We start from the raw sequence: 20672 nt of genomic DNA on the forward strand, positions 1-20672 counted from the left end.
GATCTCGGTGTGCTGCTCTTGGGGGAGTGAGCGCCAGCCCCGGTCCCGGCTGCCGGCGAACGGTGAGTGCCTTCCGGGCGGCGGCGGGTTGCGGGTCTGGCGATGTCAGGGTGCATACGATACGATAATCTACATTATCGTTTCAAGCCGGAGCGTCGGCGGGTCCAGCGAATGAGGCAGTGGTCGGACAACCATCCCAAGGTAAAGCTCCTGGCGCGCAAGCGCGCCTCCATCCTGGAGGCGGCGCAGGAAGCGTTCCTCCAGCACGGCTACGAAGGGGCGAGCATGGAGGCCATCGCCAAGGCGGCGGATGTCTCGATCATGACGCTGTATCGTCATGCGCAACGCAAGGAAGACCTGTTCGCCGCGGTCATCGCCAGTGCCTGCGACCACTCCAGCGAGGACAAGCAGGCCGAGATGGAGGCGATGTTGCGCATGCCGCTGCGCGATGTTCTGGTGAAGCTCGGCGTGATGTTCCAGGACAAGCTGACCTGCGACCGCACCATCGCGCTGCTGCGCGTGGTGATCACCGAGATCAAGCGCTTTCCCCAGCTGGCCGATGCGGCCCACGAAGCATTCTTCGCCACCTGGGCGGCGAATCTCGACGCACTCCTCGTACAGAAAGACGCGTGCAAGAGCATCGATGCGAAACAGCGCAGGAAGCTTTGCGATGCGTTCTTCAGCCGTCAGGTCGGTACCGACGTTTTCCGCGTGCTGCTGGGCATGAAAGGCATCGCGGCCAGTGAGCGTAGCGAGCGGGCTCGCGCCGCGGCCGATGAACTGATCGCCGCACTGGGCTGAGCTGCGGCCACGCCACGCTGTGGCAGCATGGGCTTTTTCTCGCCGCATTGAGCTCCTTGGCGTTCTCTTGCCGTCGAAAACACGGTCTCTTAAGCCATCGATGTGTTATCCGGCATCGACTGCCGCGGAGGGGATGCGCGGCAGCCGATGCCCGGCGCGATGACCTGTGCGTGCGCTCCTCTCCGGTGAGGCGGCGCCGCGTTGCGCGGGCCCACGCCATCCAGCCAGGGAGCCATGCGCCATGACAGCCGAACACGAGGCGTTGCTGCATCAACTGCGGCACATGCAGACGCAGATCGATGATTTGCAGCATCAACTGCGGCATGCCCGGACTCGTCGTCTTCCCTGGCGAATGGCGTTATGCGTCGCCGCGCTCGCGCTGCTGTACAGCTGGTCCGCCTATAGCCAGAGCGACAGCACGGAATTCCTCTTGATGAAACAGGTGGCCAGCCTGGAAACCCGCATGGAGACGATCGAGAAACAATTGGCGTCCGGCAAGTTCAAGGCGCCTTTCAGCGTGGTCGACGAAAAAGGTGCGCCCGTCATGTCGGTGTTCGCCGGAAATAATCGCGGCATTTACGTGCTGAACGACGCTACCAAGCCTGGCGCGAAGGCCACCGGCGTGTCGATCGAGGCGGGCGAACGCGCGGGCGTACGCGTGCGCGGCGATGAGCAGCAGGCCTGGCTGGGCAACATGAAGGAAGGCGTCGGTGTGTACATTTCAGGCGACACGGGCGAGGACAACGTCTTGACGCTGATGAACGCAGAGAGTGGCTTCGAGGTACGCCGCGAAAACAAGCGCCTGGCCACGCTGGGTGTCACCTCGAAGGAGAACATCGCGCTGCGACTGTTCTCGCCGACCGTCGGGCCGGTCCACGAGCTGGCCGCCATGGGCATCGACACGGAGGACAACGCAGCTGGCGTCGAGGTAAGGGATCCGCACGGCAATCTTCTGGCGACGCTGACGACGCCGGACAATAAGAACGGCATCGTCAAGGTCTATTCGTCCGACAAGCAGGCCAATGCCGCAGCTTCCATGGAAGTCACAGAAGAAGGTGGTTTGCTGGCCGTGTATGACGAGAAGGGGAACTCGATCGGCAGCCTTTCGCACGGCAACTATGGCGGCTTGCTGGAACTGACGGACTTCAACGGCGATGTCATGGTCAAGGGCGGCGTGACCGACAAGCACACCGGGGGCGTATTTGCCGGTCCGGCCAGCAGCGCCGCGGGGAGTTTCATTCTCGGCCGCCCCGCTAATCCTTAGTACTTGCTTCGATTTCCCTTGGCAGTGAAGACTCGGCACCGCATGCGCGTGCATTGGCGCGCTGCCGTATGAATCGTGTCACTCAACAGGGGGAATGCCGAGCATGAACGCGTACAAATCATGGCGTGGATCGGTGTTGGGGCTACTGCTGGCCGGTGGCGCAGCCATGGCCGCGCCACCGGTCAATCCATTCGATCCGCATGCAACGGCCGAGCAGGCGGCGGCGGAGTTCCTTTCTCGCAAGCTGGAGCCGGCGCGTTATCTGTCCGCCCGCTGCGACGAACCGCCGATCACCGATTGGCCCGGCTACGAGGGACGCAAGGTGATGCGCTGCCAGTACAGCTTTACCAGCGAGCGGGTCACGTTGTCCGCGCTGGTCTATCTGCTCAATCCGTCGGCGGCGAATCTCGCCGCGCGCATCGGCAAGGCCTGCGCGTCGATCGGCCTGGCCGATCGCGGCGGCTGCGGACGCCTGCTGGCGACTTATATCGTCGGGCAGAACGGCGGGCAGTTTCCGGTGGCGGGCTTCGTGGTCGAGCGCAAGAGCGATGCTGGCGGTACGACCGGCAGCCGCCTCCCGGTGTATCTCGAATTCCGCAACGGCAACACCATTGTCAGCGGCGACCGGCTCAATTTCACCGACCGGCAGCTGAGCATTCAGGCGATGGAGCATGCGGCGCGCGCACCGGTGCTGGAAACGCGCAGCATCGCGCGCATCGCCAACGCGACACGCGACGACTATCGCCTCGCCGGCGGTACCAAGGCGGTCGGCAGTGCGCCGGACAGCGATCCGCAGCACCTGTGGCTGGAGGTCATCCGCGAGAATGAGCTGCGCGCGCAGGACACCGGTGAAGACCAGCTGTTGAATGGCGTCGCCGAACGCATGCGCCCCGTGCTGGAGAAGGCGTTCTAGCCCTTCTGTGCGCAAGCGGGCTTGCTGGTCATCCGCTGCCGATGACCAGCAGTGCGCCGATCAGCCCCAGGTTGGTCTGCCACGCGCGGATGGCCGCTTCCCGCGCGACGTCTTCGCGCCGCCAGAAGTCGAAGAACAGCAGCGATGCCAGCAGGGTGAACAGCGCCAGGCCGAACGCCGGCCAGCGCCATGGCACCTGCGCGGCGAGCAATGCGCCGGCCACCGTCTGGAAAACCGAGCCGGCTGCGAGCGTGGCCGCGGGAAATGGCGCGCCGCGTGCCGCCAGCGCACCGGTCAATTCGCGGAAATGCCTGAAGTGAAGCAGGCCGCTGATCGCATAGAACGAGCCAAGCAGGATATAGCCGGCGGCGGCCAGCCAGGAAAGAAACCACACGTCGAAGACCTCGCAGCGGGAACGGACCCGCAGTGTCGGCGCCGCGTGCTCCGTTCGCGGTGCATACATTGCTTTTTTTCGGCAGCGATCTATCGGCCGCCGCGGTAACGCGGCGCATCAGCCATGATCCGCAAGGCCGATGCGGGCGGCCGCCAGCTGAGGCAAACGCCGAATGGATGGAGCTGGTGGCCGCCGAGCACTATCTTTCGATCCCGGTAATTACCGATAGATCGCCACCACTCAGGAGCAGCTTTTCATGTCCGACAAGCCTTCACTCGCACGCCAGGCCTTCGGCGATGTCGCGCCAGCGCTCGCCGCCTACACCGACGACGTGTTGTTCGGCGACGTGTGGGAGCGCCCCGGCCTCAGCCCGCGCGAGCGCAGCCTGATCACAGTCGCCAGCCTGGTCTCGCAGTACCGCCACAACGAGCTGCCGTTCCATCTGAAGAAGGCGCTCGCCAACGGCATCACGCGCGAGGAACTGGCCGAGGTGATCACTCACCTGGCCTTCTACGCCGGCTGGCCGTGCGCGAGCACCGCGGTGGCGGTGGCGCGCAAGGTATTCGACGAAACGCCGGCCTGAGGCCGTCCGGCAGCCGCTCGCGCCGGACCGCCTTGGTAATCTATTTCGAAGCTTCCCGCGCCATGCTTCGCGGCGTGGCTATGGCATTCGAAAAGAGGACCGTGCATGCACATCGTTCTGGTTGAGGACGACCTTCAACTGGGGGCCATGATCCAGCAGGCGCTGGAGCGCCTGTCCTACGCCGTGACGTGGCTGCGCAACGGCCGCGAGGCGATCGCGGCGATGGCCGACGATACCGCCGACCTGGTCCTGCTCGACCTGGGCCTGCCGGGCTGCGACGGGCTGGACGTCCTGCGCGAAGCCCGCCGCCAGCGGGTCAGCACGCCGGTGATCGTGATGACCGCGCGCGACGGCGTGCAGGCCCGCATCGGCGGCCTGGATGCCGGCGCCGACGACTATCTGGTCAAGCCCTTCCACCTGGACGAACTGGCCGCGCGCATCCGCTCGGTGACGCGCCGCCATCGCGGCGCCGCGGCGAATCGCCTGGAGGCGGGCGCGATCAGCATGGATCTGGGCTCGGCCGAAGTTACCTACCGCGGCGAGCGGGTGGAGCTGACCCGGCGCGAGTTCGCCCTGCTGCAAGCCTTGATGGAGCGCGCCGGCCACATCGTGCGGCGCGAGGCTCTGGAGAATTCGATCTACGGCCTGGACAACGTGGTCAGCCGCGGCGCCCTGGAAGTGCTGATGCACTCGCTGCGACGCAAGTTCGACGCCGACACCATCCGCACCGTGCGCGGCTTCGGCTACATGATCGCCCGGGAACCGGCGTGAAGCCGGTCAGCCTGCGCTGGCGCCTGCGCTGGCTGGTCATCGGCGCGCTGGCCGCGGTGCTGGTGCCGCTGGGCCTCTATAGCTTCGCGGTCACCCGGCACGAACTGGGCGAGCTGACCGACGGCCGCCTGGCGCAATCGGCGCATACGCTGCAGTTGATGCTCGGCGCGCAGGGCGACGCCTTCCGGCCGGCCGACGCGATCGCCACGGCGACGATACAGCCGGGCAAGCACACCTTCGAATCCGAAGTGGCGTTCCAGGTCGTCGACCGCGACGGGCGCGTGCGCATGGCGACGGAAAACTTCGCCGCGCTGGGCGCGCCGGATGCGGACGACCGCGGTTTCCGCGACATCCGCCTCGGGCGCTACCAATGGCGCACGTACACGCTGGCGGATGCGGCGCACGGCGCCGTCATCCGCGTCGGCGAGCGTTACGACAGCCGCCACGACATCGTGCGCGCGCTGCTGCTGGACCATGCGCTGCCCGTGCTGGTCGGCTTGCCGCTGATCGCGCTGCTGATCGGGCTGGCGGTGAAGCGTGGGCTCAAGCCCCTGGCCCGGCTTGCCCGCGTCCTGCAGGCACGTACGCCGGGCAATCGCGCTCCGGTGGTGCTCGATCCGCTGCCGGACGAACTGCGGCCGGTGATCGATGCGCTCAACGCACAGCTGTCCCGCATGGAAGATGCGCTCGAACGCGAGCGCCGCTTCAGCGCCGATGTCGCGCATGAACTGCGCACGCCGCTGACCACCAGCCTGATCGGCCTGGAGGGCGCGATGGCGGCGGCAGGCCCGGCCGCCGCCGGACTTGGCCTCGAACAGACGCATCAGGCCTTGAACGTGCTCGCCCGCCGGGTCGAGCAGCTGCTGGTGCTTGCACGGCTGGAATCCGGTGCGGTCGACGATGCGCGCGGCACCGTCGATCTGGTCGAGGTGGTGCAAAAAGTCATCGAAGAACTGGCCCAGACCATCGCCGACAGTCAGGTCGACATCGCCCTGCATGTGCCCGAGCAGCACGTGTACGTGAAAGGTTTCACTGCCGGCCTGCAGGCGATGATCCGCAACCTGGTCGAGAACGCGCTGCGCCATGTTGCCGACGATGGACACGTGCTGCTGAGCGTCGCTCGTACGGAGCGTCACGCGATCATCGAAGTCACCGACGACGGTCCGGGCATTCCGGTTGAGCGCCGCACCGAAGTGTTCGCGCGCTTCCACCGGGAAAAGAGCGGCCGCGGCGACGGCTACGGACTTGGACTGTCCATCGTGCAGCGCGTGGCCGAGCTGCACGGCGCGCGGATCGAGTTGCTCGATGCCGCGTGGGGGCGAGGGCTGTGCGTCAGGATCACCCTGGAGGCGATCGGCTGACGGAGGAAAGAAGCGTGAGCGTTACAGCCGGTGGCCGAGCGCTCCGTTTTTCGCCGGCGCGGATCGTCAAGCTGGCGGCAAGAGCACGCCCGTCACCTGCGCCAGCTTGTCCAGCAGCGCGTCCTGGAATGCCACGTCGCGTGCCGCGGCATGCGGCTCCACGCGTCGCTGGTGATGCCAGTATCCGCCCGAGACGAGCGCCTCGGCATCGGTGCTGGTGGCCAGCCACTCCTGTGTCAGGTGTCCCAGGCGCAGATCGTCGGGCGCGTTCGGGCCGCCCATCCTGGTGGGTACCCAGCCCGGGTCGACGGCGCTGCTCACCACGTCGGGCCAACGGCGGGCCACGGTCATGGCGAGCGTCGTCACGAAGAGCTTGCTGTCGGAGTACGACCCCGCGGTGCGCTGCCCCGTCCAATCCTGCTTGTCGAGCACCGCGCGGCCGCTCTCGTGCAGGCCGCTGCTCAGGTACACCAGACGATGCGGCCGGGTGACGAGGGCGGTGAGCAGATAAGGCGCGACGATGTTGACCGGCATGACGTGGCGGTCCTGGTACACGCCGGCGTTGTGAATCACTGCATCCATCCGGCCGAGGCGGTTCACCTGCCGGGCGACGTCCTTGGTCTGTTCCATGTCCGACAGATCACCCACGACCGCCTGCGCGCCTTCGCGCAGAAGATCCTGCACGGCATCGAGTCGCGGCTTGGCGCGGACATGGACTACGACCTGATGCCCGGCGGCCTGCAAGGTTTTCGCGGCCGCCAGACCCAGTCCGTCGGCCGAGCCTGTAATGAATATGCGTGACACGAGCCTCTCCGTTCTGATCCTGTGGGGCAGGCCAGAGTATGGCGATGTCGATGTGAAAACCGGGATGCCATGTCAGGGGCAGCAGCACTGGTGTCTTGCTGCGTTCTTCAACGACGCGCAGCCGGGAATGGACGCGCCATTCCCGGCCTTCCGCAGATTACAGCGAGAATCGCAGCGCCGTCGCACGCCGCTCGACCAGCCCCATGGCGGGCTGATCCTGCAAGCGCAGGTCGCGCAGTTCGTACGGCGGTGCCAGGCCCTGCACGCTGGACGGGTCGAAGCGCAGGTGCAGTTCGCCGTTGCCCCTCTCCAGCCAGGCGGCCGATTGGGCGTATGCCGCGGGGAGAACCTGCCCATCGGCGTTGCGGCCATACAGCACGCCGGACACCGCGTAGCGGCTGGCGCTCTGCACGTCGACGCCCAGCGCGATGTCGATGCCGCCATCGGTGGCGCGCTTCGCTTCGGCGCCGCCGATGAAGCGGGCGTCCGGCACGGCGACGGCGAACGCGGTGGTGACGTTGCGCCGCACTTCGCGTCCGCTGGCATCGGTGCCGCTGACGGTGCTCTGCACTTCCCACAGTCCCGGGGCGCTAGCCTGTCTGGCCGGACTGGCGATGGCGACGAAGCCGCCGTCGGGTTTGCGCGAGAAGGCCAGCGGCGTGTTCTCGCCATCCGGCGAGCGCAGCACGCCGGTGGCCTGGCCCAGCGCCTGCGGCTGCGCACCGTCGCGCAGATCCAGTGAGACCTGCAGGCTGCTGCCGAGCAGCAGCTCGGGCCGGTCGGCGCGGGCTTCGGCGACCAGCGGGCTCTGCGGTTCGTACACGAAGACCACGTAGCGTCCGCGCGCCTTGGGCGCTTGCAACGTGGTGCGGCCGGCGCCCAGATCGGAGCGAAGCTGCAAGGCCAGCGAAGCATCGGTGGCTTCCATGCCCGCGGCTTTCAGCTGCGCCGCATCGGCGACGTGGCGGGTGGCCGCGTTGCCGTCGAACTGCCTGCCGCCGACTTGCAGGCGCAGATCGGCCGGCTGGATTTTCGCGCTGCCCTTGCCGGGGCTCAGACGGATGATCGCGCCGGGCGCGGTGGTGGCGAGGTCCACGCCGCGCTGCAGTTCGGTGTCGCTCACTTCGCGCCAGTATTCGCGGCTTTCGCGGCGCGACGGTTCCGGCGCGGCGTCCAGCGGCTGTCCAGGGCTGAGCGCCCAGCTCACCTGGATAGGCTGGCGCTCCTCATGCACCTGCGGCGCGGACGGCGCGATACGGCTCGTCACCGCGACAGCGGGAGTGGCCATGCGCGCATGGACGAGGGTCGGGACCAGGTCGCCCGATTGCGGCGGCAGCAGGCTCTGCGTCGCGGCGAGGGCGGATAGCGGAAGGGCGCTTGCGAGCGCCAGCGTCAACAGTCGAATGCGCATGGCGGCTTACCCCTTGATGTCGTTGGCGAGGATGGTCTGCAGCCCGAAGCAGGCGCGACGGCTCTGGTTGTGGTTGAGTACCGCGCCGCCGCCGGTGCGCTGCGTATCGCGGAACCACACGCTGCCGGCGGCCGAGGCGCTGGTGCATTCGATGAAGCCGTCGGAGCAGCTGTCCAGCCAGTTCTGGGTGATCTCCAGGCCCACGCTCTGCGCATAGCCGCCGCAGTAGCTGTCGCCGTTCCAGATCGCCGAGGTGACGTCGGTGCCCACCACACTGCGGAACGCGACCGGCAGCGCTGGCCGGCCCGACGTGCCCAGGAGGTTCTGCTGATTGTACGTGGCCATCCAGCCGACCTGCTGCATGCGCACCGCATCGTTCTGGTAGCCGAGCAGCCAGCCCAGCGAGGACTCGAACACGTTGCCGTTGATCACCGCGTCGGCCAGCGGCGTGCCGGCGCTGGATGGCGCGATGGCGTTCACCCGCACGATGCGGCGGATGATGTTCGGATAGCGCGCGTCGTAGGTAGGGTTGGAGAGAATCCAGCGCATCACGTTGCCGCCATTGGAATGCGTGATGACGATGAGGCGGTCGATGTTGCGGCTGTTGATGAAGTCGGTGAGCTGCTGGGCGAGGCAACCGGCGGCGCGGTTGTCCCACATGTATTGGGTGAAGTCGCAGTTGACCACCAGCAGGTTCTGGCTGTCGGCGAGGCCGCTGCGTACGCCGTCGACCATCGCCGATTGCCAGTAATCGTTCGCCGCATCGGTCTGCTGGCCGGTGCCGTGCACCAAGGCCACGCCGGTGGCCGCATGGGCCGTGGCACAAGCCAGGCCGAGGATCAGGGTTCCTATCAAACGTCGCACGTGCTCTCCCTCCTTAGTGGGCGCACGACGCTATGGCCATGCGCGGGTGAGGCGACCGTGCGAGAACGAGCAGGCTCGTCGGAACGGTGCGCCCATGAGCGGCGCCGCATGGCGGATGACGCGAACGATGACCGGCATCCTTGCGGCCGAAAGCTTTGCCTGTTGAATCTAGCGGCGCGGCCGCAACGGGTTCTGTGAAGTCGTGCGCCTATCCTGGTTGCAGGACGGTGTCACGCGCGCAGAGTGTGATGAAGCCGTGAGCGTGTCGCTCGCATCGCTTCGAACGTTTTGAACGTATCGCCGTCGTCGCGTCACGCTTCGTCATCGCGTATGCGCAAAGGCGAGCGCGACGCCGCCGTGCCGGAGACATAGCGATTGCCGGGCACGCTCCACCGCCACGGGAAATCCTTGCCCACGCTGATGCCGATGCGCGGACCGATGACAGGATCGGCGGGCGGCGCCGTGCCGTCGTCGGTCACGGTGAAGCCATCGAGGCCCAGGACGAGATCGATCCCGTTCTGCGCGCCCTGGATGCCCAGCGCCTGCGTCAATCGCGCAGGGCCGCGGCACAGGTCGCGATCGGCGGCGATGCGCGGTCGCGCCGTGCGCATCCGGGCCAGTCCATGCAGCGGTTCCAGCGCGCGGATGAGCACCGCGCGGCCGCTGCCTTCCGGTCCGCAGACGCAGTTGGCGCACCAGTGCATGCCGTAGGTGAAGTAGACATACAGGTGCCCAGGCGGCCCGAACATCACCGCGTTGCGCGGCGTCTTTCCTCGATAGGTGTGCGCCGCCGGGTCGATGGCGCCCATGTACGCTTCGACTTCCACGATGCGGCCGGCGCGCCCATCCGCCGCCGCGAAGATCTTGTTGAGCAGCAGCGGCGCCACCTCGATGGCGGGGCGGTCGAAGAACGCGCGTGGCAACGGCGTGCCGGGCCAATCCATCAGCAATGTCTTGCCACGAGCCACTGCGCTCTCCCGATCCGGTGTGGCAGGCATTGTGCCGGATGGCGATGGCGCCGATGCGAAAACGCACCCGGGCGTGGTCCGGGTGCGTCGCAGGCGGAATCGGCGATCGTGCGGCGCGTTTACTGCGCGTGGCCGCCGAGATTCACGTTGAGGTTCTGTTGCAGGTTGAGCAGTTCGGCCGAGTAGGCGGAGTCGAAGGCGATGCGTGGTATCTCGCTGTGCACCTGGTTGCTCACCGACTCGGTCTGCCCGGCGTAGCTGTCGTACAACGCGCCGGCCAGCGCCGCGTCGGGTCGCTCAGGCGCCTTGTTCATCGCATCGAACAGCTTGTTGGCCAGCGCCTCCACGATCTTGTCGCCCTGGCCCAGCGGGACCTTGTCGACAGCCGTGCCCAGCGGCGTCTTGCCGACTACCTGGCCGATCAGGTCGGCGAATTCCTTCTTCGATTCTTCGTTGGCATTGATCTGCGCGTCGTAGTTGGTCAGCGCCACCGCGGCGCCGCCGGAGACCGCAGCGGTGAGACGGCCGTACTGCTGCATGGCGCGCTGCTGGTCCTGCTCGCTGACGCCAGGCTGCTGGGCGCGGTCCATGAAGGTCTGCGCGGTGCTGCCCAGCGCCGAACGGATCGCCGGCACCAGGTCGCGTGAGCGGTCGAGCCAGATGCCCTGAGCGCTCGGGTTGAACACCGTCTGGCTCATGAACTTGGCCAGCACCTCGGTGTTCACCGGCGCGCCATTGGCGCCGGTGTAGCGGTCGGTCAGCTCCTGGCTGTAGCTGGTGAACAGCTTGCCTTCGGCGGTCAGTGCGCGATCGCGCCAGATCGTATTGACGGGGCTGTCCGGCAGCTTGCCGTAGGGGTCTTTTTCGTTGAGTCCGACCAGCGCCTCGAACGCCTGCGCGCGCGCATCCGGCGTACTGAGATTGCGCGACAGCATGCTCGGATCGCTGGTGAAGAACATCGCCGCGCTGGCGCGATCCAGCCCGTCGTTGCCGTTACGCGCCCACAAGCCTTCGGCCAGCACCTCGCACACGCCATTCGGTTCGCGCGTGCTGGTGCCTTGCTCGAGGATGGACATGAAGCGCTGTCCGCCATTGCCCGCGCCGTTGGCATCGGCGATGCGCAGCAGATCGTCCTTGTTGAGCGCGCCGTCGCTGTAGGCTTTCTGGACGGAGTCGGCGATGGTCTGCTGATCGGTCGTCAGTGCGGCGTAGTCGCCGTTGCCCGCGCGCGTGGCGTCATTGGCGAAGAAGCGCAGCTGCTGCCCGTCCTCGCGCGCCAGCGTCTGCATGATCTGGTTGCGCTCGGCCTGGTTGAGGTTGGGATTGCGCAGGGCGTCGGCCAGTTGCGACTGGTTGATCGGCACGTCCGCGCGGATCATGCGCAGCGCGGTATCCACCTTGGTCTGGTCGACCTGGTTGCCGGCACCAAGGGCAACGTAGCGGGCGGAGATGGCATCGACGGACATGGCTGGACTCCTCAGGAATTTGCGAATCCCACAGTAGGTCTCGTGCCAGGGCCGGAAAACTAGGGCGTTCCCCAGGTGTATGCATGACTTCGCCTTGCTCCGGCTATCGCTCTGGCGCGACGCTGGCAAAAGGGGCGGACCGGGCCGCGCTGTCGATGGGCGGCCTGCTCGTTCGTCGTTTCAGCAAGAGGCCGCCACCTGCGGCCGCCATCGAGGAGAAAGACGATGCGTGTGATGGTGCTCGTGAAAGCAACCAAGGACAGCGAACAGGGCTTCGACCCGACGCCGGAATGGATGGAGATGTTCGAGGCGATGGAGAAATACAACGACGAGCTGACCGCGGCCGGCATCCTGCTCGCCGCCGAAGGCCTCACGCCGTCCTCACAAGGCAAGCGCATCGCATTCGACGGGCCCGGCCGGATGGTCATCGACGGACCGTTCGCCGAGACCAAGGAGCTGGTCGCCGGTTACTGGCTGTGGCAGGTGAAAGACATGGACGAGGCGGTGGCCTGGGTGAAGCGCTGCCCCAATCCCATGCCGGGGCCAAGCGAGATCGAGATCCGGCCGCTGTACGAAATGGCGGAATTGCTGCCTGGCGCGTGATCGCTGGGGCAGGGGCCTCAGATTCGCCGTGCTGCGAGCGCCGCGCCCGAGTAGGCGACGTCGTCGGTGACCTCCTTGCCAACGAAGGATGGCGGGACGTATTCCCTGGCGCGCTGTTCGTCATCGAACTCGATGTCGAACAGCGCGAGCGAAACCGGCGAAAGATAGACGTCGACGCTCCCTCCCTCCACGGCGTAGCGATGCTTGCGTGCCTGAGCACCGCCCAGCGCGCGCAGGAGGCGATACTCGTGCTCGGACAGGTAGATGTTGGTCATGGGGTTGGCCAGCGTGTCGCGCCGGCCATACTTCTTGCATAGCTTGTAGACCGTGTCGCCGTCGGGTCCGTGGACGGCCCGGAGCCGCAGCAGCGTGCCCTCGATATAGGTGTCTTCGATGAGGCGGCAGGGTTGGCCCGCGAGCACGGCCAGATATGCCTCCGGTACCAGCCAACGCCGCTCTATTTCCGCCAGGGCGTATTTGGGCAGGTTCATGGGAGCGCTTCGATCCGGTGTGGCGGCGGGACCGCGATGATAGTGGGGTGGCGCGCCTGTACCGCGATGCCTGCCGGTCGCATGCATGAACGGTTCCCATAGATGAAATGTGTGCCACCGCACGCATTGGCGCAGATCACGTGCGGCGCACACATAAATTTGCAGCGCGCTGAAGATACTCCGCGGTCGCCACGCCCGGTGGCGGTCATCGAGAGCCAAGCATGCCTACCCGCAACCGCAATTTCGGCGCGCCGGGAGCTGGCGCTTCGCAGGATCCGTCATCGATGCGCCGTGCGGGGCGGCGCATCGGTCCTCTGCTTGTCATGGCCGCGGTGTCGGCAGTCGCCGCGCCATTTTCCGCGGCGATCGCGCAGAGCCAGCCTTTCACCGCCGCCAGTTCGTCCAACCAGGTGGCGGTGGCCGCCGCCTTGCAGTCGCTGCCGGCGCGCAGCTCGCTGCGGACGTCCTTGCAAAGCCAGTGGCCCACCGATCCGGCCGCCGCACGTGCCGGCTATGACCGTCTGTCCGGCGAGATTCACGCGGCGGTCGCCACGCAGATGATCGAGGACAGCCACTTCGCGCGCGACGCAGCCTTCGCCAGGCTGTCCTGTGCGGCGGGCTGCGCCGATGGCAGTCACCTATGGGCGCACGCCGTCGGTGGCTGGAGCCATCAGGGCAACAACGGCAATGCCGGCGCGGTCACGCGCGACCTGGGCGGCGTGATGGGCGGCATCGATACGCATCTGTTCGACAGCTGGCGCGCGGGCCTGCTCTTCGGCTACGACCATGCCTCGCTCGATGCCGATAGCCGTTACTCCACCGCCAGCGCGCACAGCACCACCTATGGCGGCTACGCGGGTGCGCAGTGGGGCGATCTCACGCTCAAGCTGGGCGCGGCCTATGTACGCCATCACATCGTCACCGGCCGTTCCGTGGAAGTACCTGGCCTGGCTGCCGCCTCTCTCGGCGCGGATTACTACGGCCATACCGCTCAGGTCTTCGGCGAACTCGGCTACGCCATGCGCTGGGGTACGACGAGCTGGCAGCCGTATCTGCAACTGGCCCACGCACGGCAGAGCATCGAAGCGTTCCGCGAAGCCGGCGGCGCGGCGGCGCTGGCGGGGAGCAGCCACGATGCCGACGTGACGTACTCCACCTTGGGCGTGCACTTCGTCGCCGACAGCTTCCAGCTCGGCACGGTGGCCGTGAACGCGCGCGCCGGTCTCGGCTGGCGTCACGCCATGGGCGATGTGGACGTCCCGCATGCGCTGGCGTTCCGCGCGGGCGGCAACGCCTTCGATGTGCGTGGCCTGGTGGTCAGCCGCAACGTGGGCGTACTCGATGCGGGCCTGGATTTCACCCTGGCGCCCGATGCGGTGTTCTCGCTGAGCTATACCGGGCAAGCCGGCAGCCAGCGTTTCGTCGACCAGGATCTGACGGCGGCGATGTCGGTGCGGTTCTGAGCCATGCCGGCGCTCGATCCACACGCGAAGAAGGGTTGAGCGCCGGCTTGATGCTCGATGGCCGTCGCCTCTGTTCTGGATACAGGGGCGATGGTTCGGGCGAACATTCAAGCGGATCGGGCGGCGTCCGGTTACGCGTTCACTTGCGCAGGCCTTCATCGAACAGACGTCCAAACGGAGGCTCGAAGGGCGTCCGTTCGTCTGTGCCGTTCGTCATGGATGAACGTGTGCATCCATGAATTTCATGCTCGCTAATGAGCACGGCGCAGCATTCACTCAACGAAATCAACGACTCCACGCGGACGTGTTCATCTCGTTGGCGATCGATTCGGTGCAGAACGACGTCATGCGTTCACCGCATTTTTGCGTCGCAGCGTGACAGCGTGCGTCGACAGCGCCTTAATTTGGCGTCAGGGAGTTTAGATCGATTTAAATAGGTCATCCGGGCCAAGTCGCGAAGACGAGGCCTGGATGGTTGGTATGGGCGGGAAGAGGCAAGGGCATGCGCATCGAGCGTGCTCCGGCCATGGCAGTTCGACCTGCCGACGTGGTGAGGGATTTGGGAGGCCGTTGCATGAAAGCAGAAATCGCCCGCAGTCGACGCGTCGCGTCCACTGGCCCGCATGGCATGCGCCTGTCGGCAGCGACGTGTCGCGTGAGCGAGACCGGAGCCTCACCTTCGCCGTAATGCATCCGAAACGTTGAAGCGCGCCGACGACGAGCGGCCGCTGCCTCGACGCCACAGATTTTGATCGATCCAATTCGAGAAAAACGGAGGACGCCCGCCGCCATCGCGCATCCGCAGCATGTGATCAAACGGGGGATTACCGCGCCGACATCAAAACAAGGCGCGCACATCACGTAGGGGAATCGAGAGACATGAATTACCTGCCACACATGTATACGCGCAAGCCGTTGTACGCCGCGCTCGCCATCGCGACCTTGTCGCTGGGCGGCGGTCTGGCCATGCCGGCGACGGCTTTTGCCGCGCAACCGTCCACGTCGCCTGCCGCCAGTCCGGCGCCGCAGGCGCAGAGTTCCGAAGACGCACAGGCCAAGGCCGACAAGGAAAAGAAACCCACCACCTTGCAGACGGTCGTGGTGACCAGCTATCGCCAGTCGATCGACCAGAACGTCCAGGACAAGCGCGATTCCAACTCCATCGTCGAAGTGATCAATGCGCAGAACATCGCGCAATTCCCCGCCAAGAATATTGCCGACGCACTGGCGCACGTGCCGGGTGTGGTCATCAGCCGCGAGTCGGGCGAGGGCAAGACGGTCAGCATCCGCGGCCTCGCGCCCGAACTGACGCTGACCCAGTTGAACGGCAACTACGTGGCGTCGGCCGATACATCGGCGGGCCTCTCGCGCTCGTTCAACTACACCTTGTTCCCGGCCAACATGTTCTCAGACATCAAGCTCTACAAGAGTCTTGAAGCGCGCCTGGACGAAGGCGGCATCGGCGGCAACGTCGATCTGCGCACGCGCCGTCCGCTCGAGATGGCCGCGAACGAGGGCTTCATCTCCGGCACGGCCGCGAGTTCCGACACCAGCTCGAAGACGGAGCCGCAGGCCTCGGCGCTGTGGTCGTGGAAGAACAAAGACGAAACCTTCGGTGTCCTGGTCGCCGGCTCGTATCAGAAGCGTCAGGCCACCACGTACGAAGCCGATGCCTCGAGCTGGCATTGGTGGTCGGATAACTGCACGGACCACGTCACCTGCACCCAGCCGCCGGTGAACGTCAACGGCGGGGGCTACCCTTCCGCGGTCAACAACAACATCGACCTGTGGGGCAATGGCGTCGTCGATCAGGCCGGGCATGTCTCCAATGGCTTCTGGATGCCGCAGCAGTTCGCCACCAGCCGCAACGACCTGACCCTGAAGACCAAGGGCGCTCAGGCCACGATGCAGTTCAAGCCGAGCGACCACTTCCTGCTGACCGGCAACTACTTCCGCTTCCAGCGTGAGCAGACCCAGATCACCAACACGCTTGAAATCCCCGAGTGGGGCCTGCCGAACAACAGCAACTACGCCGACCAGAACGGCCGCCTGCTTGCACCCAACGGCCTGACCTTCGACAAATCCGGCACCATCGTCACGGGCGCGAATTACGTGCTGCCGCCCAAGGGCGTCGGTTGCAACGCCGCGGTGAATCCGGTCACGGGCGCTGCTCGCCAGGCGGTGGACGTGTGCTCGACGGAAATCCCGTGGCTCAACGGCAACTACTCCGTCGAGAAAGCCACCTCGCAGACTCTCAACCTGGAAGGCGAGTGGGATAACGGTGGCGCTCTGAGCGGTTCGTTCAACGTCGGCCGCACCTGGGCGAAGGGCGGCCCCTCGATCGAACTGGGCATGGCCGCCAAGCCGCGCAACTTCGTCAATGGCCAATGGGTGGACGGCAGCACCGGCGCGGCATGGACCTTCAACGGCAAGCCGGGCATCGTCGCCGATCAGTCGGTGCTGCAGAACATGCTCGCCGGCGCCGGCCAGGTCGACCTGGGCTCGACCGGCTCCAACATGGTGAACACCCGTACCTCGCAGAACTTCGCGCAGGCCGACTTCACCTGGGCGTTCGAATCCTCGTGGCTGCAGTCGCTGCAGTTCGGCGCGAAGTACAGCGATGCCAATGCCGAGCAGCAGAGCAACGAAGTGCGCTGGTACTGCAAAGGCACCACCTCTCAGTTCCAGACCTGCGATCCGAACGCGGGCCAGCTGCCGGCCAGCTTCCTGCTGCCCAATTACCTCAATGGCGCCAACCACGCCTACGAGGACAGCATCTTCCCGGCGATCAACTTCCCGGCGTACTACAACCACCTCAACTCGACCTACGACCGGGTGATCTACAACAAGCCGCAGAACAAGTCGTCGATCGGGGAGAAGATCGCTGCTGCCTATGTGCAGGCGAATTTCGACACGGGCACCGTGCGCGGCAACGTGGGTTTGCGCTTCGTCTCCACCAAGCAAGACCTTACCGTCGCCAACCAGGTCACCACCAACAATGCGGTGTATTACCACGACGCGTCCGGCAACATCCTGATCTGCCCGGCCTCTGGCGTGAACGCGGGTGGCGGCAAGTGCGCTCCGGGTGACTTCCAGTACCTGCCGCGCGAAGTGTCGGTGGTGGAGAACTTCACCAACTCGACCACCAACAAGCGCTACAACAAGTTTCTGCCGAGCTTCAACGTCGCCTGGACCATCGCCGACCAATTCGTGCTGCGCGCCGCAGGCTCGCAGGCGTTGGCCCGCGCCAACTACACCGACCTGGCCCAGCTCGGTCAGCTGACCAACAACACGCAGGACTACTACAACGACCGCAAGCAGTTCGGCGCGCCGCTGCCGGGTTGGTACGGTTCCGGCGCCAATGCGGACCTGAAGCCCTTCACCGCCACCCAGTTCGACCTCGCCGGTGAGTGGTACTACGCGCCTCACGGCGTGGTCGGTATCGACCTGTTCCAGAAGAAGGTGAAGAACTTCGTCGTCCCGGTGACCGTCAACAACATCGACGTGAACGTGGGCGGTACCCAGACGAACTTCCGCCAGTACAGCACCAATGCCAACGGCCGCTCCGGCACGTCCAAGGGCATTGAGCTCTACGCGCAGCACACCTGGGACTCGGGCTTCGGCTACATCGTCAACTACACGCTCAACAAGACCAACGAAACCGCGGTGTCATTGGGCGATACGCAGGTGGGCAAGGCCGAGTTGATCGGCAGCGCGAAGTACGCGGCGAACGTCTCGCTGTTCTATGAAAAGAACGGCCTGCTGCTGCGTGCCAGCGAGAACTGGACCGGCCGCACGATGCAGGGCCTGGCCGCGGGCTTGCCGATCTATGCGCAGCCGTATCACCAGATCGATCTGAACGGTGACTACGAGATCAACAAGCACTTCATGGTCACGGCGTCGATCATCAACTTCAACAAGGCGACGCCGCACACCTACCTGGGTGGCGACACGCGTGCCCGCCTGGTCCAGTTGATGTATCCAGGCCGCCAGTACTACCTGGGCGTGACCTACAAGTTCGGTGGAGACAGCAACAAGTAAAAAGAAGCGACGGGGCCGGGTAGATCACCGGCCCCGTTTTCTTTTCGAGAAGGAAAAACCGCATGAATACACTCATGGCACGCTTTCCCCATCGTGCCGTCGCTGTCGCGTTGTCGGTGCTCGTCGTGACTTCCGCGACGGCTGTCCTGGCTAAGGACGATACGCGTGCGGCGCCCGCCACGGCGCCGGTCGACCTCGCCAACCCTCTGGTGGGAACCGCTCCGCTGGACCAGCAGATCCTGCTCGGCAATGCGCCGCCACCCGGCGAGCCCGCCTACACCGGCATGACCACGCCAGGCGCCAGCTTGCCGCAGAGCGCCACCGAGGCCGCTCCGGTCAACATCAACGCCGACCTGAGCTTCGCCACCGGCGTGCCCGTGGCCTACGACTACCGGCGTCCGACCATGTTCGGCTTCAGCGGCGGCGGCTCGACTTACGGCGCGCGCGGCGCACCGATCGTCATGCCGGTCGTGGGCGACTGGACAGTGCCGCCGGACTACATGGCGTCGTACTACGACAAGGCCACCGAGAAGGCATCGCCCGGCTATTACGCCGTGGACCTGGCTACGTTCCGCACCAAGGCGGAGCTGACGGCCACGCAGTGGACCAGCCTGATGCGCTTCACCTTCCCGGAAAGCCATCGATCGAACGTGGTACTGAACCTGCGTCGCGCCGGTGGCGACGTGGAAGTGGTGGACGACCACACGATCCGAGGTGTCGCCGCGGCGGGCCGGCGCGACCGGGACACCGACGGCCCTTACTTCGTCGCCGAGTTCTCGCGGCCGTTCACGGCATTCGGCACGTTCCACAGCGAAGTCACCATGAAAGGCGAGGGCCTGGGCCGCGAAGACGTGAAGGCAGAGCGCCGAAACGTTTCCGGCGACTATGCCGGCGCCTACGTTACCTACGACACGAAAGCGGGCGACCAGGTGGTCGTGCGCATCGCTCACGGCCACAGCGCCGAGGAAGCGCAGCGGAGGCTTCGCGCCAACGACAGCGATACCGACTTCGATCGCGTGCGCGCGAAGGCACGCGCGCGCTGGGCGGAACTGTTCGATCGCGTGGAGGTGACCGGCGGCACGCCGAAGCAGCGCATGCTGTTCTATTCGACGCTGTACCACTCCTTCGCCAGCCCGCGCATGATCGCCCGCAAGGGCGAGCACTACACCGACGCCGACGGGCGCGACCGGGTGGCGGACTACGATCATTATGGACCGGTGCCATTCTGGGACACGGGCCGCAACCAGATCGTCCTGTTGATGTTGCTGCAGCCGAAGGTAGTGCAGGACATCATGCGCTCCGAGCTCGATCGCGCCCGCGAGAGCGGCTACATGAATACGTCGTTCCACGGCGACCATGCGGTCTTTCTTTATGACGGCGCGTGGCGGCGCGGCATCGATTTCGATTACGCGGCGGCCTACGAATACTTGCGCAAGAACGCCACCGAGCCGAAGGGGCCCCGCGGTTACCTGGCCGAGTACATGCAGAAGGGCTGGATTTCCGACCTCGTTCCCGACCACGACCTCAGTCCGCCGTACGCGGACGGCAAGGCCGGCGTCGCCACGACGCTCGAATATGCCTGGGACGACTACGCGCTGGCGGATGTCGCGCGACGGCTCGGCAAGACGGACGATGTCCAGCTGTTCTCGCGCCGCGCCGCGAACTACCGCCATCTGTTCGATCCCTCCGTGGGCTTCTTCCGCGGCAAGACCGACGACGGCAAGTGGATCGCTCCGTTCGACCCTGGCGAGCCTTACTACAACTTCATGATGAAGGAGGCCTCCGGCTGGTCGACGCTGTGGCTGGTGCCGCACGACGTACAGGGCCTCATCAACCTGTTCGGCGGCCGCGACGCTTTCAATGCGAAGCTCGATGCCTTCTTCTCCACTCCCTACACGGCCAAGGGCATCTGCCGCGATTGCACCGGTCTGATCGGGCAGTACGTGCAGGGCAACCAGCCGGACCAGCAAGCCGCCTATCTCTATGCATGGAGCGGTCAGCCCTGGAAGACGCAGGCGCTCGTGCGACGCATCCTCGACGAGCTGTACGGCAGCGACGCCAGCGGTTATGGCTTTCCGGGCATGGATGACCAGGGTTCGACCTCATCGTGGTACGTGCTCAGCGCGATGGGCTTCTATCCGGTCGACCCTTCGACGCCCGACTACATCCTGGGCAGCCCGATCTTCGACAAGGTCCGGCTGCGCATGGGCAACGGCAAGGTGTTCGAGATTGTCGCGCGCAACAACTCGGCGACGAATATGTACGTCCAGTCCGCCACGCTCGACGGCAAGCCATGGAACAAACCGTGGTTCAGCCATGCCGATATCGCGAAGGGCGGCACGCTGGTGCTGACGATGGGGCCGGCGCCGAACAAGGCGTGGGGGACGGATCCGCAGGATGCGCCGCCGTCGATGTCGAAGGGTCGGCCGTAACGCGTGCGGACTACGGCTGGCCGGTCGTATCCCGGCCAGCCG

Annotated in this window: 18 protein-coding genes; 11 read left to right on the forward strand and 7 right to left on the reverse strand. The window is 65.9% G+C overall.

Annotated features, from left to right (window positions below; all coding sequences use genetic code 11):
• Positions 1 to 171: 171 nt before the first annotated feature.
• The 3 genes from ACNR9O_RS04015 to ACNR9O_RS04025 all read left to right on the forward strand — a co-directional run bounded on the left by ACNR9O_RS04015 (position 172) and on the right by ACNR9O_RS04025 (position 2978).
• The gene (locus ACNR9O_RS04015) at positions 172 to 801 is read left to right on the forward strand and encodes a TetR/AcrR family transcriptional regulator (RefSeq protein ID WP_473682640.1); all 630 of its coding nucleotides are present in this window, start codon (positions 172 to 174) and stop codon (positions 799 to 801) included.
• A 241-nt stretch (positions 802 to 1042) separates the two neighbouring features.
• Positions 1043 to 2065: a hypothetical protein gene (locus ACNR9O_RS04020; protein WP_473682638.1), complete on the forward strand. Its 1023-nt coding sequence runs from the start codon at positions 1043 to 1045 to the stop codon at positions 2063 to 2065.
• 103 nt (positions 2066 to 2168) lie between these two features.
• Positions 2169 to 2978, forward strand: coding sequence for a hypothetical protein (locus tag ACNR9O_RS04025; RefSeq protein ID WP_473682636.1), 810 nt, complete (start codon positions 2169 to 2171; stop codon positions 2976 to 2978).
• Positions 2979 to 3006: 28 nt separating this feature from the next.
• Here the strand turns inward: ACNR9O_RS04025 and ACNR9O_RS04030 are convergent, their stop codons facing one another.
• Complete coding sequence (locus tag ACNR9O_RS04030) at positions 3007 to 3372, reverse strand: hypothetical protein (RefSeq protein WP_473682634.1); 366 nt, start codon at positions 3370 to 3372, stop codon at positions 3007 to 3009.
• A 256-nt stretch (positions 3373 to 3628) separates the two neighbouring features.
• On the opposite strand from ACNR9O_RS04030, the gene ACNR9O_RS04035 reads away from it, so the two are divergent.
• The 3 genes from ACNR9O_RS04035 to ACNR9O_RS04045 all read left to right on the forward strand — a co-directional run bounded on the left by ACNR9O_RS04035 (position 3629) and on the right by ACNR9O_RS04045 (position 6087).
• Positions 3629 to 3955, forward strand: a complete 327-nt coding sequence (locus ACNR9O_RS04035) for a carboxymuconolactone decarboxylase family protein (RefSeq protein WP_473682632.1) — start codon at positions 3629 to 3631, stop codon at positions 3953 to 3955.
• Positions 3956 to 4060: 105 nt separating this feature from the next.
• A complete protein-coding gene (locus ACNR9O_RS04040) occupies positions 4061 to 4726 on the forward strand; it encodes a response regulator (RefSeq protein WP_473682630.1) in 666 nt (221 codons plus the stop codon).
• Entirely contained in the window at positions 4723 to 6087 is a 1365-nt protein-coding gene (locus tag ACNR9O_RS04045; RefSeq protein WP_473682628.1) for an ATP-binding protein, read from the forward strand. The genes ACNR9O_RS04040 and ACNR9O_RS04045 overlap by 4 nt, the downstream gene beginning before the upstream one ends.
• 66 nt (positions 6088 to 6153) lie before the next feature.
• Here ACNR9O_RS04045 and ACNR9O_RS04050 read toward each other — a convergent pair whose 3' ends face one another.
• The 5 genes from ACNR9O_RS04050 to ACNR9O_RS04070 form a co-directional block, all read right to left on the reverse strand.
• Positions 6154 to 6891 (reverse strand): SDR family NAD(P)-dependent oxidoreductase, encoded by a 738-nt coding sequence (locus ACNR9O_RS04050; protein WP_473682626.1) that lies wholly within the window; start codon positions 6889 to 6891, stop codon positions 6154 to 6156.
• A 157-nt stretch (positions 6892 to 7048) separates the two neighbouring features.
• Positions 7049 to 8302, reverse strand: coding sequence for a DUF4785 domain-containing protein (locus ACNR9O_RS04055; RefSeq protein ID WP_473682624.1), 1254 nt, complete (start codon positions 8300 to 8302; stop codon positions 7049 to 7051).
• Between the two features lie 6 nt (positions 8303 to 8308).
• Complete coding sequence (locus ACNR9O_RS04060; RefSeq protein WP_473682622.1) at positions 8309 to 9166, reverse strand: hypothetical protein; 858 nt, start codon at positions 9164 to 9166, stop codon at positions 8309 to 8311.
• Positions 9167 to 9477: 311 nt separating this feature from the next.
• Positions 9478 to 10110, reverse strand: a complete 633-nt coding sequence (locus ACNR9O_RS04065; protein ID WP_473700742.1) for a DNA-3-methyladenine glycosylase — start codon at positions 10108 to 10110, stop codon at positions 9478 to 9480.
• Positions 10111 to 10253: 143 nt separating this feature from the next.
• Entirely contained in the window at positions 10254 to 11600 is a 1347-nt protein-coding gene (locus tag ACNR9O_RS04070) for a hypothetical protein (RefSeq protein WP_473682618.1), read from the reverse strand.
• 225 nt (positions 11601 to 11825) lie between these two features.
• On the opposite strand from ACNR9O_RS04070, the gene ACNR9O_RS04075 reads away from it, so the two are divergent.
• Entirely contained in the window at positions 11826 to 12203 is a 378-nt protein-coding gene (locus tag ACNR9O_RS04075) for a YciI family protein (RefSeq protein ID WP_473682616.1), read from the forward strand.
• A gap of 17 nt (positions 12204 to 12220) precedes the next feature.
• On the opposite strand, the gene ACNR9O_RS04080 is transcribed toward ACNR9O_RS04075, so the two are convergent.
• Complete coding sequence (locus tag ACNR9O_RS04080; protein ID WP_473682614.1) at positions 12221 to 12694, reverse strand: CYTH domain-containing protein; 474 nt, start codon at positions 12692 to 12694, stop codon at positions 12221 to 12223.
• Positions 12695 to 12915: 221 nt separating this feature from the next.
• Between ACNR9O_RS04080 and ACNR9O_RS04085 the strand changes: the two genes are divergently transcribed.
• The 4 genes from ACNR9O_RS04085 to ACNR9O_RS04100 all read left to right on the forward strand — a co-directional run bounded on the left by ACNR9O_RS04085 (position 12916) and on the right by ACNR9O_RS04100 (position 20630).
• A complete protein-coding gene (locus ACNR9O_RS04085; protein ID WP_473682612.1) occupies positions 12916 to 14157 on the forward strand; it encodes an autotransporter outer membrane beta-barrel domain-containing protein in 1242 nt (413 codons plus the stop codon).
• Positions 14158 to 14392: 235 nt separating this feature from the next.
• Positions 14393 to 14536 carry a hypothetical protein gene (locus ACNR9O_RS04090; protein WP_473682610.1) on the forward strand — a complete coding sequence of 48 codons (144 nt, stop codon included), beginning with the start codon at positions 14393 to 14395 and terminating at the stop codon, positions 14534 to 14536.
• Positions 14537 to 15036: 500 nt separating this feature from the next.
• Positions 15037 to 18198: a TonB-dependent receptor gene (locus ACNR9O_RS04095; RefSeq protein ID WP_473682608.1), complete on the forward strand. Its 3162-nt coding sequence runs from the start codon at positions 15037 to 15039 to the stop codon at positions 18196 to 18198.
• Positions 18199 to 18260: 62 nt separating this feature from the next.
• Positions 18261 to 20630 (forward strand): GH92 family glycosyl hydrolase, encoded by a 2370-nt coding sequence (locus ACNR9O_RS04100; RefSeq protein WP_473682606.1) that lies wholly within the window; start codon positions 18261 to 18263, stop codon positions 20628 to 20630.
• Positions 20631 to 20672 lie beyond the last annotated feature (42 nt).

The organism is Dyella sp. CR10, assembly GCF_055814425.1.